We start from the raw sequence: 16,879 nt of genomic DNA on the forward strand, positions 1-16,879 counted from the left end.
GAAACCACTTTCGACTGTTCTAACATTGGTGATAACACGGTAATATTAACAGTAACCGATGTCAACGGGAATTCAGAGTCAGCAACAGCCATAGTAACCGTATCGGAAACCATTAAACCAATAGTGATTACTCAAAACATAACGGTTTCATTGGATGCGTCTCTAAATAGTACAATTACGCCATCACAAATTGATAATGGGTCTTCTGACAATTGTGCCATTGCATCAATGACGCTTGATGAAACCACTTTTGATTGTTCTCATATTGGAGAAAACACGGTAACATTAACAGTAACCGATATAAACGGAAATTCAGATGCTGCAACCGCTGTAGTAACAGTATCTCCACTTCCCGCACCGATACCTACCTCTTTAAATCAAGAATTTTGTTTAGTGGATAGTCCTCAGATTTCTGATATTCTAGTTGATGAACTGTCAGTTCTGTGGTATAGAACCAATGAGTCCTCTACCATTTTACAACCTAACACAGAGCTTGAAACAGGAATTTATTATTACGCAACAACAAATGGTAACTGTATTAGCATGCGTGCAGCGATAAATATCGTTGTAAATGATGCGTTAACTCCTACTGGAGAATCTATACACTATTCGTGTACAGAAAAAAGACAAACCATTGCAGACTTAAAAACCGACCAAGACAATGTGATTTGGTATGATACGGCAACTGGAGGCTATCCATTAGATTTTTCAACGCCATTAAGTGATAATGAAACCTATTACGCAGCGTATGTATCCGATATATGTGAAAGTGCCTACCGCTTAGAAGTTCAGGTTGTGCAGCGTTATTGTGATGTTCGTATACATAATGGTGTATCTGCCAATGGAGATGGTGTTAATGATTATTTAGCTATAGATGGTGTTATTGCATTTCCTGATAATACCATAGAAATTTTTAGTAGTTCAGGAATGTCGGTTTATAAAACAAGTAATTACAATACAAACGGCAATGTATTTAGTGGTTATTCTAATACAGGGTATATATCAAAAGGTGTACAACTTCCTTCGGGGACTTATTATTATGCATTCATTTTTACAAATTATGAAAATAAGCGCATAACTAAAACAGGATTTTTACACTTAAACCATTAATTTACAGAATACATAACAGATGAATTTTAAATATATATCCATACTATTTATACTTACTTTATTTTCTGCTAAAGCACAGCAAAACCCACAGTTTTCTGATTATAAATTAAATAGATCCATTTTTAACCCCGCTTTCGGTGGCTTTTTTGATGGAAGTGTTTTGCTTCTTAATAGAAGTCAATTTTCAGGTATTGAAGGAGCACCTAAGAGTATTAACTTAAGTATAAATGCACCACTTAATATAAATACAGGGATGGCAGTTAATATTTTAAGTGAAAAATTAGGCGTTACTGATGAGTTTACTTTTACAGCAGATTATTCTTATACCATTTACTTGGGGCAATTATATATGTTAACTTTTGGTTTAAAGGCTGGTATGAGCAATCTTAATATTAATTATTCACTGCTTGATTTAGAAGATAATTCAGATTTTAGTTTTGCCAATAATATCGAGGATAAAATGCTTCCTAGAATAGGATTTGGGTTTTTATTTAATACTCCAAATTGGTATATTGGTATTTCTACTCCCAATTTTATAAAAGAAAATTATGAGCAAACGGAAGATGGCGCAACAGTTTCCAAATCGCCAAATATATACGTAACCACGGGCTACAATATTGAGTTAAACAGGGAGCTTGTTTTTGAGCCTTCTATATTAGCAAAACATGTTAAAAACAATCCCTTAGCAATCGATTTTGCTTTAAACTTTGAATATCAAGAAGTATTTCGTTTTGGAGCATCCTATCGCTGGAATAATGCCCTAACAGGATTAGTAGGTTTTGAAGTGTTAAAAGATTTTCAAGTAGGTTATGCCTATGATTATAGCATTAATTCAATTGCTAAATATGCCCCCAGTTCTCATCAATTACATTTAAAATATACCTTTAAGCGCCCTAAAGAATTATTTAGGCAATGGCAATTGTAGGTATGCTATTTTTTTTAAAATTTGGTAAGTCATGATATGTTATACATGGCTAAGTGCAACCAGTTTAATTCAATCTTTTAGGAATTAAAAAACGTAGGTCGTGAACGTAGTTGTGGTTTTACTCATTCAACAAACACTATAGGTTTTTAAGTTAAAAGACAACAGTTTCGTCGGACGTATCGAGAAAATAAAAGAAACCCAAAACCGATGATATAATTTATTATAAAGATTTTAAGAGTCTCATAAGTATATTTTATTTAGTAACGAGTATTACATTATCAACTGCTTCAGAATAGGGGATACCACCCATATAATCTACCTATGTAGCTGTTAAATTGCATAATTTCAAGTTGTTATATGTGAAAATAGGTTTAGGAGTAGAGGAATTAAAGACAAAGCTTTTAGATTTTTTAAATGAAAGCCTCTTAAGAAAATTCAACACGGCTTAGATACCGATTTGTCGAATGATTTAATGGAGATAGAGATCCGCGAAGCACTATATTATTTTGGTGCAATTACAGGGCAGGTTACTAATGATGATTTGCTAGGTAATGTTTTTGCTGATTTTTGTATCGGAAAGTAGATTTGTATTTAATACTCGCATAACTTGTTTGTAAATAGGCGGATAGATTTTCTAAAAAGTGTTCTTCAAAATTTAGTTACATTTAGCCTTAAAAAGGCTAAGATTTAATGCATAACAAATTACATTTATACATCAAATGTATTGCTTTGTTGATGGCGATACATAGTTATTCTCAAGTTGATACACCTCAAACTCTAGATGACCAGATAGATAAGGGTATTGCACTGATGTTTCAAAAAGAACATTCTCAGTCTATTGAGTTATTAATCACCACAGAAGCCATAGCCAAAAAAATCAATGGTATGAACAAGTTTTTCGGTCCACATTAAACATAGGCTCTAATTATTATTTTCTTTCAGATTATGGTGAGGCAGTTTTATATTACTTACAAGCCTATGAAATAGCCATTGAACATTTAGATTCTCGACAGGAAATGACGGTACTTAATAATATAGGTATTCTTTATTTTCAAGAAGAAGATTTATCACAGGCTAAGGATTATTTCATTAAAGCGTACCAAAAAGCGAAATTAGTAGGAGATGAGGTCAAAGTGGGCTATTACGCGGTGAATTTGGCTTTGGTCTCTAATAAAATGAAAGCTCCTGATTCTGCTCAAATTTATATTGACGAGGCCTTACCTTTATTAAAGAACGAGCCTAAAGTCTTAGTAACAGGAAAGATGGCGCAGTCTGAAATGTTTCTCTTAAAAAAACAATATGCCAAATCTGAAGACATTGCTCTTAATTTATTACCCAAGTTTCAAGATATATCGCAAGTAGAGAATAGAGTTTTTATTTTATTGGTTTTAGCACAAATAAATGAAGATCAAAACCGTTTAGATAAAGCGCTGTATTATGGTATTGAAGCTCGAAATACGCAACCAGGCGTTGAGAATAGAGAAGAAGTCTATAGCTATTTGTCTAATTTATACGGTAAAAAGGGACAACTCGAAAAGGCTCTAGTTTATAAAGATTCTGTAATTATTGCTTCAGACTCGCTAGCCGATATTAGAAATAGTAAACTATTTGAAACTGAAAAAGTGAAGTTTCAAATTCAAAATTATCAACATGAACTTTCTGAAAGTAAAGAAGTCTTAAAGCAAGAGCGACGCTTCTTTTATAGTATCATCGGTATCACATTACTTAGTATGGGCTTTATCTTATGGATTTTTAGAAGTAATTCTATAAAACATAAACAACGGAAAACCATTGTAGAATTAGAGTTAGCTAAAGAGAAAAGCGATTATTTGCTTATTCAAAAACAATTGCATGAACAAGAAACTTTAGCGCTATTGGAACAAGAACGTTTTAAAAACGAATTAGAAGTTAAAAATAGAAAACTTACCGCTAAAGCTTTGTATTTGTCTAGTAAGAATGATTTAATCGAAGAAGTGCTACAGTCGCTATCTCAGAATACAGAGATTGTGGAAAACCCTGAATTAAAAAAACAGATACGAGAGTTAAAGAAACACCTTAAAACAGATACCCAATGGGATAGTTTTTTTACGCACTTTGAAGAAATTAATCAAGGGTTTTTAGATAGGCTTAGACATAAACATGATAAACTGACCCCAAGTGATATTCGGTATATCACTTATTTATACATGAATTTATCAAATAAAGAAATCGCATCGCTTTTAAACATTACACCGCAATCTTGTAGGAAGCGTAAGGAGCGACTTTCCAGTAAGTTAAATATTCCCGATAACACTACACTTCATAACTATTTATCCATGATTTAATTTCTGTGTCACGCTAAAAGAACAGTAGTGTCACGGAATGTCACGCTTAAAATAGGGCGCTAACGATTCGTTGTATCTATATTTATCGACCTAACTTAAAAATAAGATATTATGAAAAAACAAATTACTTTACTATTTTTTTCTTAAGCGTTATTATTTCAATCAAAGCCACTGCTCAAATTGAATTTGAAGGAGCAAACGCTTATGGACAATTGCTTGATGTTACTTATAGTAAAACGCAAGAGGATGTCATTTATGCCCTTACCTTAACGAATCATGTTGTAACGTCTACGGATGGTGGTGATACTTGGACTGTTTTGTATTCAGACCCTCTAGATAATTATGCTAGATTATTAGATCTTAGACTTATTAATGAAGGGGCTGCTTTAAGTTTTAATGTTAGAGCCGAAGGTACTGATTACAACAAGATAATCATATTTGATTTAGCTACAGCTTCTATTGTGCAGACGTTTTCACCACCAAACTCATACGAATTTGATATTTTAATTGAGTCCTATGATATTTCAGATTCTAATAATGATGTGGTGTTAATGCATACGACCTATTCTTTGGCAGGTGCTTATACTCATGAGGTGTTTTATACTTCTAATGGTGGTCTAAATTGGAACGCTGTTTATTATAGTCCTATTAACGATCATGTTGCTGTAAACAATGTCAGTATTTCTCCTAGTGATGATAACAAGCTGTTTCTTATGCGAGGTGGTTCTACAACTAGAGAGTTAGGAGGAGTCTTTGTATCTTCAGATGCAGGGCAAACTTGGGAAAATAAAATACCAGGAAACACTTATGATGCTATAGCTTTTAATCCAGATAATTCAAATGATATATTATTGGGAACGAGTTATGGTTACGACACTCATATAGAAAACTTATACCGTTCTTTAGATGGTGGATCTACTTGGGCAATTGTGCCAATTACATGGACAACAATGTCTACTGATCATATTAATAAGATTGAATTTAACCCTACCAACTCTAATGAAATCATTGTTTTAGAAGAAAATGAAATGGTTGTGTCTTCAGACAATGGAGCTACTTGGGAAAACTATGTTTATAGCGAAATCGATCCAGAGGCTTATTACTATGGTCTAGCAGCATCTTATAATCCTTTTGTAGCTGATGAACTATTGATTACAACTAATTTTTATCCGTTCTTAACGACAGATGGAGGTCTAACACTTAGTAAATTAGAAAACCCTTTTATTAATTCAACAGGAACTATTGCAGCTTTCTCTTCTGAGAGCGAAAATCACGTTTATTACGGTATGCGTTTAGGTTACATGCATAAAGATTTGCAAAATGATACTGAAGAAGGCTATTTTCTTCAACCGTTAACTCAAGGATTTGGATCTGGTGTAAAAGTATTTGCTGATCCTGTTGTTCCTGGTCGTGTATTTACGGGGAATAGATCATCTAATACATCATATATTAACGTGAGTTCAGCGCATGGTGCAGATTTAAAATTGATTGCGAGTTCAATGTTCTTCTTAATTCTAGAGGACGTATCTACATCTATTGCGAACCCAAATATTAGTTGGATGTCTACAGGTATAGAAGTACATAGAGTGGATTTAACCGATATGGATAATATTATTGATGAGAATATTGCCATCCCTGAGTTCGGAGAGGTTATTACCGCAGTACAAGTAGATAGTGATGCCGCAACTACTATTTTTATCACACAAGGAGTTGATTTTTATAAATCGATTGATGATGGTGCTACTTGGAATATAAGTAATGCTGGTTTAGAAGGTTTAGATGTTGGTGATCATTTAATAGTAGATATAGAGCAAAACCCTTTAAATGCAAATCAGTTGTTGTTATCTACTACTGAAGGTATCTATTTATCTGAAGACAAAGGAAATTCTTGGGTTTCTATTTCAGCAGAATTTACGGATAACGTTGTCTTTTCATCTGTTACAGAGAATACCATTGTAGGAGTTACACATTACTCTGATGGATTTAACGTGCCGTTACCAGTGGCGAAAGCAAAAATTATCATCAGCACGGACTTAGGAGGTACTTGGACTGAAATATCACCTGAGATGTTAAACTATCCTTTTACAGAGTCTTCTGCATTTCTTTTTACTGAAGATGCGATAAGTGTTTACCTAGGAGTACACGATTTAGGTTTAATAAAATATGATATTGATTTAGAAACCTTATCTGTTAATTCTGAAATATTAAATGATAACCCAATTCAATTATACCCAAACCCAACCAAAAACAGCTTTTCAGTACACAGTGATGCTAACGTAATGGCTGTTACTATTTATACAATTACTGGTAAAAACGTTAAGACCGTTACTCAGCCTAATGCTGCGATTGATGTTAGTGATTTAGCACAAGGAGTGTATTTAGTTAAAGTAATAACGACTAACGGAACAATTACTAAACGCTTGTTAAAGTCTAACTAGTCTTAGAACGTCTCCCTAAACGTTTTATAACTGATTCGTTCTTTTTTGTTTAATAATTGAAATTAATTAGGAACCCATTTTGTATAATGTTAAATGTCATTACACAAGATAGGGTTCCTTTTTTTTATATCACATTTTGAACTGACTATTAGTTTTGTTCAAAGTGATAAATGCTTAAAAAACAGTTGTATTTCTTTTTCAAAAACCTCTAAAGGAATGCGATGCGCTAAATTATTATGAATGTGTATTTTGTATTCTGGGTGATCTATTAAGGTCCCAGAGAGAAACTTAAGAGTTTGTTTGGGGTTCACCACATCATCTTGTGTGCCTAGAACGATTTGCTTAAAATTACTTGTGTTGTAATTTATTTCAGGGATGGTCTGCGGCACTGATCTCTGAGCTAAGGCCGGATTAAATAATAGGGCAGGGCATTGCATTAGGTTTGAGACGTAATAACCTGTAAAACCACCCATACTACTTCCTATGACTATATTTATACCTTGTGTTTTAAATGCGGTGCTTAAATTGGCAATGGCATATACATCTGATTGGTAATCTATAGTTGGTGCAAAGACTTCGCCATAGGGCTCTAGTAGTGCTCTTTTTTCTGGGCTTAAACTTCCATTTAGACCATGTATATATAGGATTTTCATTGTTTTATTTTAGTCTATCTTTTTAATGAATTGAACTGGTAAGTTACTTAAATTCATACGTATAATTGTCATAAGTTATAGGAACCTGTTTAAGGTAATAGGTTTAAATCACGCATCTGTAATGTCTCCAGTTATGCTGTAAACTTGTTTTAGGCATGCTATAACCACGCTATAACCTGTATTTTGATTTGTGCTATGTTTTTGATTTATAGATGTTTCTGGTTTTTTTGTAAATATCTAAATTAACAAAATGGATTACATAAGGGACACGTGTTTTTATAAGTATTTTAAAGTCATTGGTTATATGTAAAATGTGATCATCAGGACTTAAAATGAATACCTAAAGTATTACCAGAAATTTGCCAATTCCGATGAACAAAAAGCTAAAATATCAGAAAAAACAGCCATTACTTACTTTGAGAAAAATGATATTAACATCTTATATTAATGGGATGGATTTTGTATTCTAGAGCGATGATATGCTTTTGGTGATCATAAAAAGAAAACACCTTTAGTGGATGATTGGATTTCTTTTTTTAGCAATTTCTAAATTGTATTTCCATCGTTGTACAACTTGCACATCATCGTAAGCGAGCGTTAGAATAAATTTTATGAAATACGTAAAGGGATAATTTAGAGTATTATTTCTTCAAAATTCGATGTACAGATATGAGTTGTGAATCAGATTCAATATGCAAGAAATACGCTCCTTGTGCTAAATCGCTAATGTCTAATCCATTCTGATGATCATAAAGATTAAAAGATTTTATTTTTTGGCCGTTAAGGTTAAAGATGGTTGCATTTGTTGCTATTGTATTTATTTCTTTAATAAATATTTTATCGCTAGATGGATTTGGGTAAATATTAAACTTATTTTTTGTGCTTTCCAGATCTTCAATATTTAAAGTAGTTCCAATATCTAAGGTGAAAATATCTGAACGATTACCCACAGCGACGATAGTATTTTCTGAAATGTGAAAATTATTACAGCAATTTGGGTCTTCAATTATACTATCATCTATAAGTTGCCATGAATTGCCAGCATCTAGAGTTCTATAAACTCCTCCAATACTATTAATTGCCAGCGCATAATTAGCATCAAAAAACTTGTATAAAAACACATAACCAGGAAATTGATTTAAATTAAAAGTAGTACCTCCATCTGTAGTTATATATTGGCCAATATAAAATGTATTCGTATCTATTAAATTAATATCATAGTAGGTGCCTCCATTGAAATTTATAGGGGTCCATGTGTCTCCACCATCTGTAGTTTTGTAAAACTGACCAACGGTACCTAATATTCCAAAATTATCATCTAGGAATTTTATAGTTCTCACACTACTGAAACTAGAATCAAATGTCCATCCGGTGCCATTTTGATAACGATAAAGGCCCGAATCTCCCCAACCAAAGCCACCACCAACAAAAAATCATTTTCAGATTTTAACCATATTGCTGTAGTTATAAATTGTTCTGTTATATTGGCTCCAGTAAAAGTAGTCCAAGTTTCTCCATAATCAGCGCTGTAAGCAACGCGATTAATGAGTTGATTTGTTGTAATTGCTTTACCATTTGGTAAAAAATGAACGGCGTAACAGCAGGCATTATTTGGTATGTTCATTTTCTCCCAATTTGTACCGCCATCAGTAGTTCTAAACATTAAATGGTCATATACAGAACTACTTCCTGTGTGAATACCAGTAACTAACCCATCATTATCGTTGGCAAATGAGACTCCTTTTAGATCACTCATCGTTACACCTGCAAGATGTGTTGTCCATGTTGCGCCATTATCAGTAGATTGAAAAATTTCGCCATCAGAACCTAGATAGATTGTGTCATTAGAAAATGCAACAGAAAATAAATCACTCCAATAGCTGATTTCGTAGTTTGACCAATTGATTCCCATATCTGTAGATTGTAAAACTACACCAGCACTGCATGCTGCCACATACTTGCCATTATTATACTTTATATCATTGATGGGTCTTATAGTTCCACTTGTGGCTTCTGTCCAGGTAATGCCAGCATCATCGGTGTTGAAAATTTGCCCTCCAGATCCCACAACAATTCCTTGCATTGCGTTGATAAATAGGATTTTATTTAATGTCCAATTGTTTTCAACAGGTAAAGGAATTTCATTCCATGTAGTTCCTCCATCCGTCGTACCTATAAAAGTAAGATATTCACCACAGGCAAAACCAATATTTTCATCTATAAAGAACACATCTTTTATGATTTCTGTTGTACCTGTTGTTAACTGTTGCCATGTTAATCCTCCGTCTAAAGTCTTATGTATTCTGCCAGAACCTCCAGAAACATAACCTAAATTTTCATTTAAGAAAAACACATTAGAAAAGCCATAATTATCCAATGTAAATTGCTCTACGGTCTCAAATTTATCTGTTGTTTTAATTAATTTGTTTGTGGCAACTAAGAACCCTAAATCATCAGTAAGCATATGCATATCTTTGGATTCAAAACTGGAAGCATTTCTATAGCTTAATCCATTGTTGGTACTTATTAAAACGCTTTTAAGCGTTGTAGTCGCATCTAGGGCAAATATAGATTGGTCCTCAGAGATATGCATCTCAGTGATATCAGAGATATTCTTTAACGGATTTCTCTGCACCCAACCTTGTGCAAAAGTTGAAGAATTAAGAGCTACAAATATTATAAGTATTGCACATTTTATCAGGGTATTCATACGTGTGTTGATTGATCTGTTAAATGTTCGGTTCAAAAATTATTACTGTTGGTCTTGTATAAGATTAGTTGCGTGTTTAAGCGTCTAATTTAGTAAATAAATCATAGATAGGATATTCTGCATATATGTTTGTAAGTTGGCAGTGGCTTAGAAATGAATTATATACGGTGTTCTACGCAGTTTTTTATTCCGCTTAATTTTTATTTCAGTTTTCCATTTCACAAACTTGTTAAATTTCGGAAGCGTAAATTATGTTTTTCAGTTCACTCTTACGCAACATTTATAAATTCCGTTTGCGTAATAATTCCGCAAGAGTAAATACGGCGTTTTGTTCCGATTCAGCGTATTTTATTCATTTGTTTTAATTTATTTCTTTTACTATTTTGCTGAATTTTTATTTTCCATTTTTTTTGGTTTTCTTCCATTTGTCAGATACAAATACACTATATATCGTTAATGCAACTCCAAGAATTAGAGCACTATATTGTAAAATTTTGTGTTCGTTCAAAATTGTTAATCTAAGAGTTGTAAACATCAATCCTATTACCATAAAGGTCGTTCCATTATTCTTTTTCATTTCTTGTATGTTATGGTTCAAGGTATTAGTAGATTCAAATATTAATATGTTACAATTTACGTGTTCTTAAATTGCGTAGCGGTTTTGTGTATGATTAGTTGCGGGTTTGTATGCGAGGATTTTCCGAAGGAAAATTAGACGTAACACAATAGCAACGACCTTTGGACATGCCTAAAAATAGCAATTATTTTTATACGGTGTTTTGCTTAGTTTATTTTATTTTGTTGATGCTATATACCATTTCACTAATATCTCCTTGCGTCTCATTAATCCTAGAATTTGTGTAAAATAGTTCATTATTATAGATACTAAATGTATCCGCCCATTTAACTTTTTCACCTTCCGCAGCAACAGTAGTCTTTCCACTTGAAACATTTAATTTCATAATTTTATTGTTTTCTAAATCGGAAAAAAATAAATTTCCTGATGTATCCATAATCATTCCATCTGGAGCGGCTGTTTTTGCAATGAATTTTACGTTTTTTTCAATGTCTTGGTTGTTATTTGTGATTAATTTATCTGTAGAAATAGCATATAAATTATAACCCGTTAATGCGTGAAAGTACAATAGATCATTTTTTGTGTCCAATGCTATTCCGTCTGAATGTACAGTATTCTTCCATACACCATTACCAAAAGTTAACTGCCCTGTTTCGGCAAGTGTAGATTTGTGATTGTCTAAGACTCTGAAAGATTCTCCAGAGATTATGTCTAAGACTACAATTCCGGCGTGTCCAGAATCGGTTAAGTATATTTTACCTTTTTTCTTGTCTACACGTAAATCGTTGATGTATGAATTTTTATGAAAGCTCTCTTCGGTTAAAGTATAGGTTTTTATTAATTGATTCGATGAAAGGTTAAATGCAAAAATTCTAGGGTTATCTATTACTCCATTAAATAATGGATTACGTGTGTCTAGAACATATAAAGTGTTTTCAAAAGCAACTACTGATTGAACAGCAACAAATACATTATCCGAAATTTTTTCGCCTATTTCCCAATCATTCCATTTTTGATTAGGAAAAGCGATTGATTTTCCATTTTCTAGAATTTCAATAACCGAATTTTCAACACCTTCTCGCCATCTTGGAAAGTTAGCAAAAATTCGACCTTCAGTATTTACTGTTACGCCAGTTACCTGCTGACCTTTAAATGTAGCAATGTTTTGAATTGGTGATTTTTCGGTTTCACAACTCCACATTCCTAAGACAATAATTAGTATTAATATTTTTCTCATTTTTCTGTTTAACGTGTTTATATATGGTTTACTTCGTCTGTTCGCTGCGCTCGGGTGTGTTACATGGATTATGCACCTAATATAGCAAATACAAATCGAATTTTAAATCTGAGACGATTATGGTAAGTAGGCGGCACTAGCCATTAATTATACACGTTTTTGGCGTTTTATTATGTAGGTTTTCTGCTTTTTCTAGAATTTGAGTGACATCTGTTAGCTTCCTCAAGCAGTTTAATTTTTGGTTTTATAATAAGATTTAATGGTGACACTTTTGAATTATTTAGAGGCTTTTCTGCTTCTTATTAATTTTATCAAAAATCCATAGACTAAACCTCCAATTAACCATATTAGAATTCTTATCCAAAAGCGATCAAAAGTAAAGTCGTCCGAAATTAAGTCAATAATACTTGAAAAAAATAACATAATTATTCCAAATATTAAACCTTCTGTAATCCAATTAATTTTTGCGCTCATAGCTTTAGTTCGTTTGCCAATGTTGTTGTGTCTGGATATGTGTTGCCAGTTCGTTTTAATCACCTAATTTAATAAATAAAAATTAATTGACCCGAGTATAGCGAACTAGACAAGTAAAATAAGTGGAATTTTAAGGAGTAAAAAAGCACCAACAAATTCTTAAAGTCATTGATGGTACTCTTTATATTTTTTAAAAATCTATTTTATAAACTTGAATGTTTTTTGATTATCAACAGTCATTACATAAATTCCACTAGATAAAGTGCTAATATCAATTGAGTTGCTATTTGGAGATACTGTTTTATTCATAAGCAATTGGCCCGAGACATTAAAAATTTGTGTTTCTTTTAGCCTATTTAAACCATTAACGTAGATATTATTTTTATCGTTATAGATACTCATATCAACCACATCAAATTCATTTGTAGATAATGTTGCATCAATCGCTTGCACCACTTTATTTTGGTTCGCTAATGTTGCATATACCTTATTACCTACAAGAATAACATCTCTAAAATTCGCAAAGAATTGAGTGCCATCATTTGGGTTAGTATCTTGGTAGGTTGCGTTCACAGCAATAGCCGTTGATCCGGCTGATGGGTCTGTGATATCAATTTTAGTGATTAAGCTTCCGTAAGACAGGTATAATTCATTTCCAGATTTAAAAAGACCTCTAGAAAATGTAAAGTCCGTTAATAGATCTACCGTTGGATTACTTTGATAAACATCTATTTTTAAAATTTCATTATCATCACTAGAGGCTAAATAAATGTCACCATTATCAAAAGTAATACCTGTTACAACACTAGTATCCGTTACATTGTTAACCACCAATTGCGCTGTTGGGTTTGATATGCTAGAATCAATTTCATCTAAATGGGTTATAAAAGGGTCAAAGCTAGGTGGGTTTGTTAATGTTTCTGCAGTAATGTATAATGTAGAACCATCATTTGTAATTGCGCTTATGTACTCACCAGTGGTATAAATATCTTCAACTGGGTTTGATAAGTTGTTTACATCTAAGGCCACAATTTTACCGCCTAGAAAAGCATCTGTAGCTTGTACATAGTTTTCGAGTGCTATATAAATTAGATTCCCGTTAATTGTAAAATTCACCAAGAAAAAGTCATTAGGTACGGTGTAGATTACCGTTGGGACTGGGTTATTTAATGTGGTGTCTATACTGTAAATGTTTTCAGATCCTAGCACATACATATCAGTTCCATTTATCGTTAAAGATTTTGCACCTATGACGCCCGAAACATAATCTGTGGTGTTTGTTTGCGATTGCATAGTAGTTGAAATTAATACAAATAGTAAAAGTGTAAGTAGTTTTGTTTTCATGATATAAGATTTAGTTAATAGTCAATATTAAAGCTAAATTATATTGAATTCAATACCTAGTAATGGGTATTTTACGGTTTGAAGGTTATGGTGTATGACTTTGCGTACTTTGTTTGTAAGTAGGCTAGAAGCAGGCAATTATTTAGATACATGGTTGTGTATCGTTTTTATTAATACAATAAGCTTTCAGTTCTATTCATCGCTTTTGGATATTCTTTGACAAACTTGATGACCACAGAATCCCCTAAGTTTATTTTTTCAAATATTCTTGAGTCAGGTATGGACAAGGTTGATTTGTAATTTGTACCCTTATAATTAAATTTAGTAATGACGAAAGGAGATGTTTTAGCGCCATATCTTTTCTTAATTATAATGCCGTGTATTAAGATGCCATCTTTGTCAATTCTATTTCGAATTCGAGAAGCATTAAAATAAAGGATCAGAAAGAAAGACATCGCAACGCCTAATACTATATTCTGTCTTAATTTCCTTTTGTCTTTTGGTAGTACTTCTGTCAGCAATCTAAGAAGAATCGCTGAATTCGCCAAATGACAAAGTCCAAGAGCCGCAAAGAATTCCATGGGGTTTAATGCTTTATACCCATATATATATATAAAGAACGATTTCTAAACTAATTATTATAAGACCTAAAACAATTAATACGCTCTTCAATCCGTTTTCGATTTTGGTTGGGGCAGTTTACTTCTCCATTTCTTGGGTGTGGCCAGGCTAAGAACTAATTTATTAAATATATTACATATAGCATGTTCTAAAGTGATATTAATAAGTCGGCTAAAACTTACTCTTAGTTTTCATGCTCTAGCCGACAGATTTTTATTTTGAATAAGCACCAGAAGAATAGGTCAGTTCATAGCTATGGGTGTAGATTTCAAATACAATTCCAAATGGGTCTTCAACATAACACATTTTAAAAGGCTTGTCTTCGGGGTAGTATTCTCTAATTGGCATGCGTTGTTTACCGCCATAATCTAAAATTTTAGCAATAAGATCTTCAATATTTGGATCTTGAATGCAAAAATGAAATAAACCGGTATTGAAAGGATTAAATTCTGGTGCTTCTTTAATGCCATTCGGAAAAGAAAATAACTCAATTCCAATGCCGTCAGAAGTTGCCAAATGCGCAATTTCAAACTCCGTCCAATCGTCGCCAAAGACATCAATACACATTTGTCCGATAGCGGTTTCCGTTTCCTTCTTTACTGTTGAAGGCTCCATAATAACATACCAGCCCATAACTTCTGAATAGAATTTTACAGCTTCTTTTATATTTGGAACTGTGAGTCCGATATGTGAAAATGATTTTGGATAATTTTTATTTGTGGTCATAACTTATATTTTAGATTGCAAAATTAAGCTATATTTGCTTTATAGGCAATAACTTACTAAATAGTGGTATAGTTACCTAAACGAGTAAAATAATGATAATCAATATTATAAAAATATATTTTTGAATAAAGAGTCGAATTGCCCATTGAATTACACCATGAATTTAATAGGAACCAAATGGAAACCCTTAGTATTATTTCATTTATTAGAAGGTGGTTTACGATCGGGAATATTACAAAAGAAAATCCCAGGGATTTCAAATAAAATGTTTACCCAAACGGTAAGAGATTTAGAAAAAGATGGCCTTATTTCTCGAAAAGTTTATCCTGTAGTGCCGCCTAAAGTTGAATATACGTTAAGCGCTAGAGGGAAATCGCTTGAGGATATTTTAAGACGTTTGGATGCATGGGGTTTGGAAGATTGTAAGAGGTAATGCGATGTGTTTTATTTTAAATTTGAGACATCGTTTTTTAATAGAGCGTCAAAATTTATAAAAGTACTTTAGTTAAAAAATAATGCCTTATTACTTTTTATTTTTAATGTCAAATCATAGGTGGTGTTGAGAATCGTTTTATTCAATTTTAAGAGCGGTCATATACATTTTACTTAGACCATTGTTACTTTCGCTGATATGTTTACTGAAATCGGAAAGATTAAGATATTTTCTTGATTTTAAATCATTTCTAGATTAACGGTCTTCTTACACTCTAAATTAAGGGGTATCACATTTATCAATGTAGTGACTTTTTGCGTTTTCCTAACATTAGTTACAACGGTTTTATTGCTTTCGTAACCATATCCTAATTTCTTTTCGTAATGAAACTTCAGGATTTGCCAACGGAATTGTTTGTCCAAATTGTTTACTTCTATTAAATTTAAAATAGTTTGCCTTATGTTTTTTCCATACGTCAGGATACAGTTCCAAGAACATATTGAAAAAACTTTGTTCACTAATTTTTCCTTCTATTTTAGAAAGGACTTCTTTAAATTTTTGTTCTTGTTCTATAATCATTTTGTTGTTTTATGGTAACTGTGCGTAGCAAAAATCCGCGAAGATTTTCGTAAGTAAGCTAGAATTGGCAATGGATTTTTACAGGGTATTGCCATTTCGTTGTTTTATTTTTAAATTCCGATAGTGAGCAATTCTATAACCTGCTAAATTACGGATTTAAGTCATCTTTTGATTATTAGTTTAGTGTTGAGTTGGTAATCGCGTTGAAAATTTGACGTAACTTATTTTTACTTTTTCTGTTTGTTCTGCTGTATCTTTTTGAAAATTGCCCATATCATTAATCCTCCGAAAAATACAATACAAGCAATTCCAATAATTTTTGCTAAAAGAGTATCTTTAGTGTTAAGTAAATATATTCCCCCTAATACAATTCCGATTGCAATGCCAAATCCGAATAAAGGTTTCATTTTTTCCATATTTTAATTTATTTATTCGTTTTTCAAGGAATAGCAACGTGTTTCTTTAGTTTGTGTCTTGTCCTGAAATATGGCTACAGATTAAAATTGAATTAAGCTGATAATTTATATACCATATTAGGTGTTTTATAGTCTAAAGATAAATGTAATCTTATTTCGTTGTATAAATTAATTGCATTTTTTGCAGCTTTCCTTGCATGATTGATGTTATCAAAGGTTTGGTCGAGATAAAATTCATCTTTTAAGATGCCATTTACGCGTTCTGCTATGGCATTTTCGTAACAATGATTTTCTTCAGTCATACTAATATCT

Annotated in this window: 17 protein-coding genes and 1 pseudogene; 7 read left to right on the forward strand and 11 right to left on the reverse strand. The window is 32.4% G+C overall.

Going from position 1 to position 16,879, the window contains the following annotated elements:
- The 6 genes and pseudogenes from ADIWIN_RS10520 to ADIWIN_RS10535 form a co-directional block, all read left to right on the forward strand.
- On the forward strand, positions 1-1,110 hold a 1,110-nt coding region (locus ADIWIN_RS10520), incomplete at its 5' end, for a gliding motility-associated C-terminal domain-containing protein (protein WP_040756996.1).
- A 19-nt stretch (positions 1,111-1,129) separates the two neighbouring features.
- Positions 1,130-2,035: a PorP/SprF family type IX secretion system membrane protein gene (locus ADIWIN_RS10525; protein ID WP_020897311.1), complete on the forward strand. Its 906-nt coding sequence runs from the start codon at positions 1,130-1,132 to the stop codon at positions 2,033-2,035.
- Between the two features lie 335 nt (positions 2,036-2,370).
- Positions 2,371-2,618, forward strand: a pseudogene (locus ADIWIN_RS20345) (tRNA uridine-5-carboxymethylaminomethyl(34) synthesis GTPase MnmE); the annotation flags it as partial.
- 152 nt (positions 2,619-2,770) lie between these two features.
- Complete coding sequence (locus ADIWIN_RS20520) at positions 2,771-2,947, forward strand: hypothetical protein (protein WP_020897314.1); 177 nt, start codon at positions 2,771-2,773, stop codon at positions 2,945-2,947.
- Between the two features lie 104 nt (positions 2,948-3,051).
- A complete protein-coding gene (locus ADIWIN_RS10530) occupies positions 3,052-4,359 on the forward strand; it encodes a tetratricopeptide repeat protein (protein ID WP_020897315.1) in 1,308 nt (435 codons plus the stop codon).
- Between the two features lie 212 nt (positions 4,360-4,571).
- Entirely contained in the window at positions 4,572-6,797 is a 2,226-nt protein-coding gene (locus ADIWIN_RS10535; protein ID WP_020897316.1) for a VPS10 domain-containing protein, read from the forward strand.
- Between the two features lie 158 nt (positions 6,798-6,955).
- On the opposite strand, the gene ADIWIN_RS10540 is transcribed toward ADIWIN_RS10535, so the two are convergent.
- The 8 genes from ADIWIN_RS10540 to ADIWIN_RS10580 all read right to left on the reverse strand — a co-directional run bounded on the left by ADIWIN_RS10540 (position 6,956) and on the right by ADIWIN_RS10580 (position 15,139).
- Positions 6,956-7,450, reverse strand: a complete 495-nt coding sequence (locus ADIWIN_RS10540) for a YqiA/YcfP family alpha/beta fold hydrolase (RefSeq protein WP_020897317.1) — start codon at positions 7,448-7,450, stop codon at positions 6,956-6,958.
- A gap of 641 nt (positions 7,451-8,091) precedes the next feature.
- Positions 8,092-8,790, reverse strand: coding sequence for a T9SS type A sorting domain-containing protein (locus ADIWIN_RS10545; protein WP_020897318.1), 699 nt, complete (start codon positions 8,788-8,790; stop codon positions 8,092-8,094).
- Positions 8,787-10,160, reverse strand: coding sequence for a WD40/YVTN/BNR-like repeat-containing protein (locus ADIWIN_RS10550; RefSeq protein WP_040756999.1), 1,374 nt, complete (start codon positions 10,158-10,160; stop codon positions 8,787-8,789). The genes ADIWIN_RS10545 and ADIWIN_RS10550 overlap by 4 nt, the downstream gene beginning before the upstream one ends.
- A gap of 788 nt (positions 10,161-10,948) precedes the next feature.
- Positions 10,949-11,974 (reverse strand): L-dopachrome tautomerase-related protein, encoded by a 1,026-nt coding sequence (locus tag ADIWIN_RS10560; protein ID WP_020897321.1) that lies wholly within the window; start codon positions 11,972-11,974, stop codon positions 10,949-10,951.
- Positions 11,975-12,250: 276 nt separating this feature from the next.
- Positions 12,251-12,448, reverse strand: a complete 198-nt coding sequence (locus tag ADIWIN_RS10565) for a hypothetical protein (protein ID WP_040757001.1) — start codon at positions 12,446-12,448, stop codon at positions 12,251-12,253.
- 198 nt (positions 12,449-12,646) lie between these two features.
- Positions 12,647-13,792 (reverse strand): T9SS type A sorting domain-containing protein, encoded by a 1,146-nt coding sequence (locus ADIWIN_RS10570; protein ID WP_081669565.1) that lies wholly within the window; start codon positions 13,790-13,792, stop codon positions 12,647-12,649.
- Between the two features lie 170 nt (positions 13,793-13,962).
- On the reverse strand, positions 13,963-14,373 hold the full coding sequence (locus ADIWIN_RS10575) for a hypothetical protein (RefSeq protein ID WP_040757003.1): 411 nt from the start codon (positions 14,371-14,373) through the stop codon (positions 13,963-13,965).
- 253 nt (positions 14,374-14,626) lie between these two features.
- Entirely contained in the window at positions 14,627-15,139 is a 513-nt protein-coding gene (locus tag ADIWIN_RS10580; protein WP_020897323.1) for a VOC family protein, read from the reverse strand.
- Positions 15,140-15,296: 157 nt separating this feature from the next.
- On the opposite strand from ADIWIN_RS10580, the gene ADIWIN_RS10585 reads away from it, so the two are divergent.
- Positions 15,297-15,572 (forward strand): winged helix-turn-helix transcriptional regulator, encoded by a 276-nt coding sequence (locus tag ADIWIN_RS10585; protein WP_040757005.1) that lies wholly within the window; start codon positions 15,297-15,299, stop codon positions 15,570-15,572.
- Positions 15,573-15,917: 345 nt separating this feature from the next.
- Here ADIWIN_RS10585 and ADIWIN_RS10590 read toward each other — a convergent pair whose 3' ends face one another.
- The 3 genes from ADIWIN_RS10590 to ADIWIN_RS10600 form a co-directional block, all read right to left on the reverse strand.
- A complete protein-coding gene (locus tag ADIWIN_RS10590; protein ID WP_020897325.1) occupies positions 15,918-16,151 on the reverse strand; it encodes a hypothetical protein in 234 nt (77 codons plus the stop codon).
- A 227-nt stretch (positions 16,152-16,378) separates the two neighbouring features.
- The gene (locus ADIWIN_RS10595; protein ID WP_020897326.1) at positions 16,379-16,558 is read right to left on the reverse strand and encodes a hypothetical protein; all 180 of its coding nucleotides are present in this window, start codon (positions 16,556-16,558) and stop codon (positions 16,379-16,381) included.
- A 101-nt stretch (positions 16,559-16,659) separates the two neighbouring features.
- A partial coding sequence (locus ADIWIN_RS10600) for an integrase core domain-containing protein (RefSeq protein WP_040757009.1) occupies positions 16,660-16,879 on the reverse strand: 220 nt, incomplete at its 5' end.

The sequence above is a fragment of the Winogradskyella psychrotolerans RS-3 genome (assembly GCF_000427335.1).
In the GTDB taxonomy this organism is placed as follows: domain Bacteria; phylum Bacteroidota; class Bacteroidia; order Flavobacteriales; family Flavobacteriaceae; genus Winogradskyella; species Winogradskyella psychrotolerans.

What these genes read in the sequence shown, in the direction of transcription:
- ADIWIN_RS10525 (WP_020897311.1), top strand. Translation starts at nt 1,130, where the DNA reads ATGAATTTTAAATATATATCCATACTATTTATACTTACTTTATTTTCT.
- ADIWIN_RS20520 (WP_020897314.1), top strand. Translation starts at nt 2,771, where the DNA reads ATGGCGATACATAGTTATTCTCAAGTTGATACACCTCAAACTCTAGAT.
- ADIWIN_RS10530 (WP_020897315.1), top strand. Translation starts at nt 3,052, where the DNA reads ATGACGGTACTTAATAATATAGGTATTCTTTATTTTCAAGAAGAAGAT.
- ADIWIN_RS10540 (WP_020897317.1), bottom strand. Translation starts at nt 7,450, where the DNA reads ATGAAAATCCTATATATACATGGTCTAAATGGAAGTTTAAGCCCAGAA.
- ADIWIN_RS10550 (WP_040756999.1), bottom strand. Translation starts at nt 10,160, where the DNA reads ATGAATACCCTGATAAAATGTGCAATACTTATAATATTTGTAGCTCTT.
- ADIWIN_RS10560 (WP_020897321.1), bottom strand. Translation starts at nt 11,974, where the DNA reads ATGAGAAAAATATTAATACTAATTATTGTCTTAGGAATGTGGAGTTGT.
- ADIWIN_RS10565 (WP_040757001.1), bottom strand. Translation starts at nt 12,448, where the DNA reads ATGAGCGCAAAAATTAATTGGATTACAGAAGGTTTAATATTTGGAATA.
- ADIWIN_RS10570 (WP_081669565.1), bottom strand. Translation starts at nt 13,792, where the DNA reads ATGAAAACAAAACTACTTACACTTTTACTATTTGTATTAATTTCAACT.
- ADIWIN_RS10575 (WP_040757003.1), bottom strand. Translation starts at nt 14,373, where the DNA reads ATGGAATTCTTTGCGGCTCTTGGACTTTGTCATTTGGCGAATTCAGCG.
- ADIWIN_RS10580 (WP_020897323.1), bottom strand. Translation starts at nt 15,139, where the DNA reads ATGACCACAAATAAAAATTATCCAAAATCATTTTCACATATCGGACTC.
- ADIWIN_RS10585 (WP_040757005.1), top strand. Translation starts at nt 15,297, where the DNA reads ATGAATTTAATAGGAACCAAATGGAAACCCTTAGTATTATTTCATTTA.
- ADIWIN_RS10590 (WP_020897325.1), bottom strand. Translation starts at nt 16,151, where the DNA reads ATGATTATAGAACAAGAACAAAAATTTAAAGAAGTCCTTTCTAAAATA.
- ADIWIN_RS10595 (WP_020897326.1), bottom strand. Translation starts at nt 16,558, where the DNA reads ATGAAACCTTTATTCGGATTTGGCATTGCAATCGGAATTGTATTAGGG.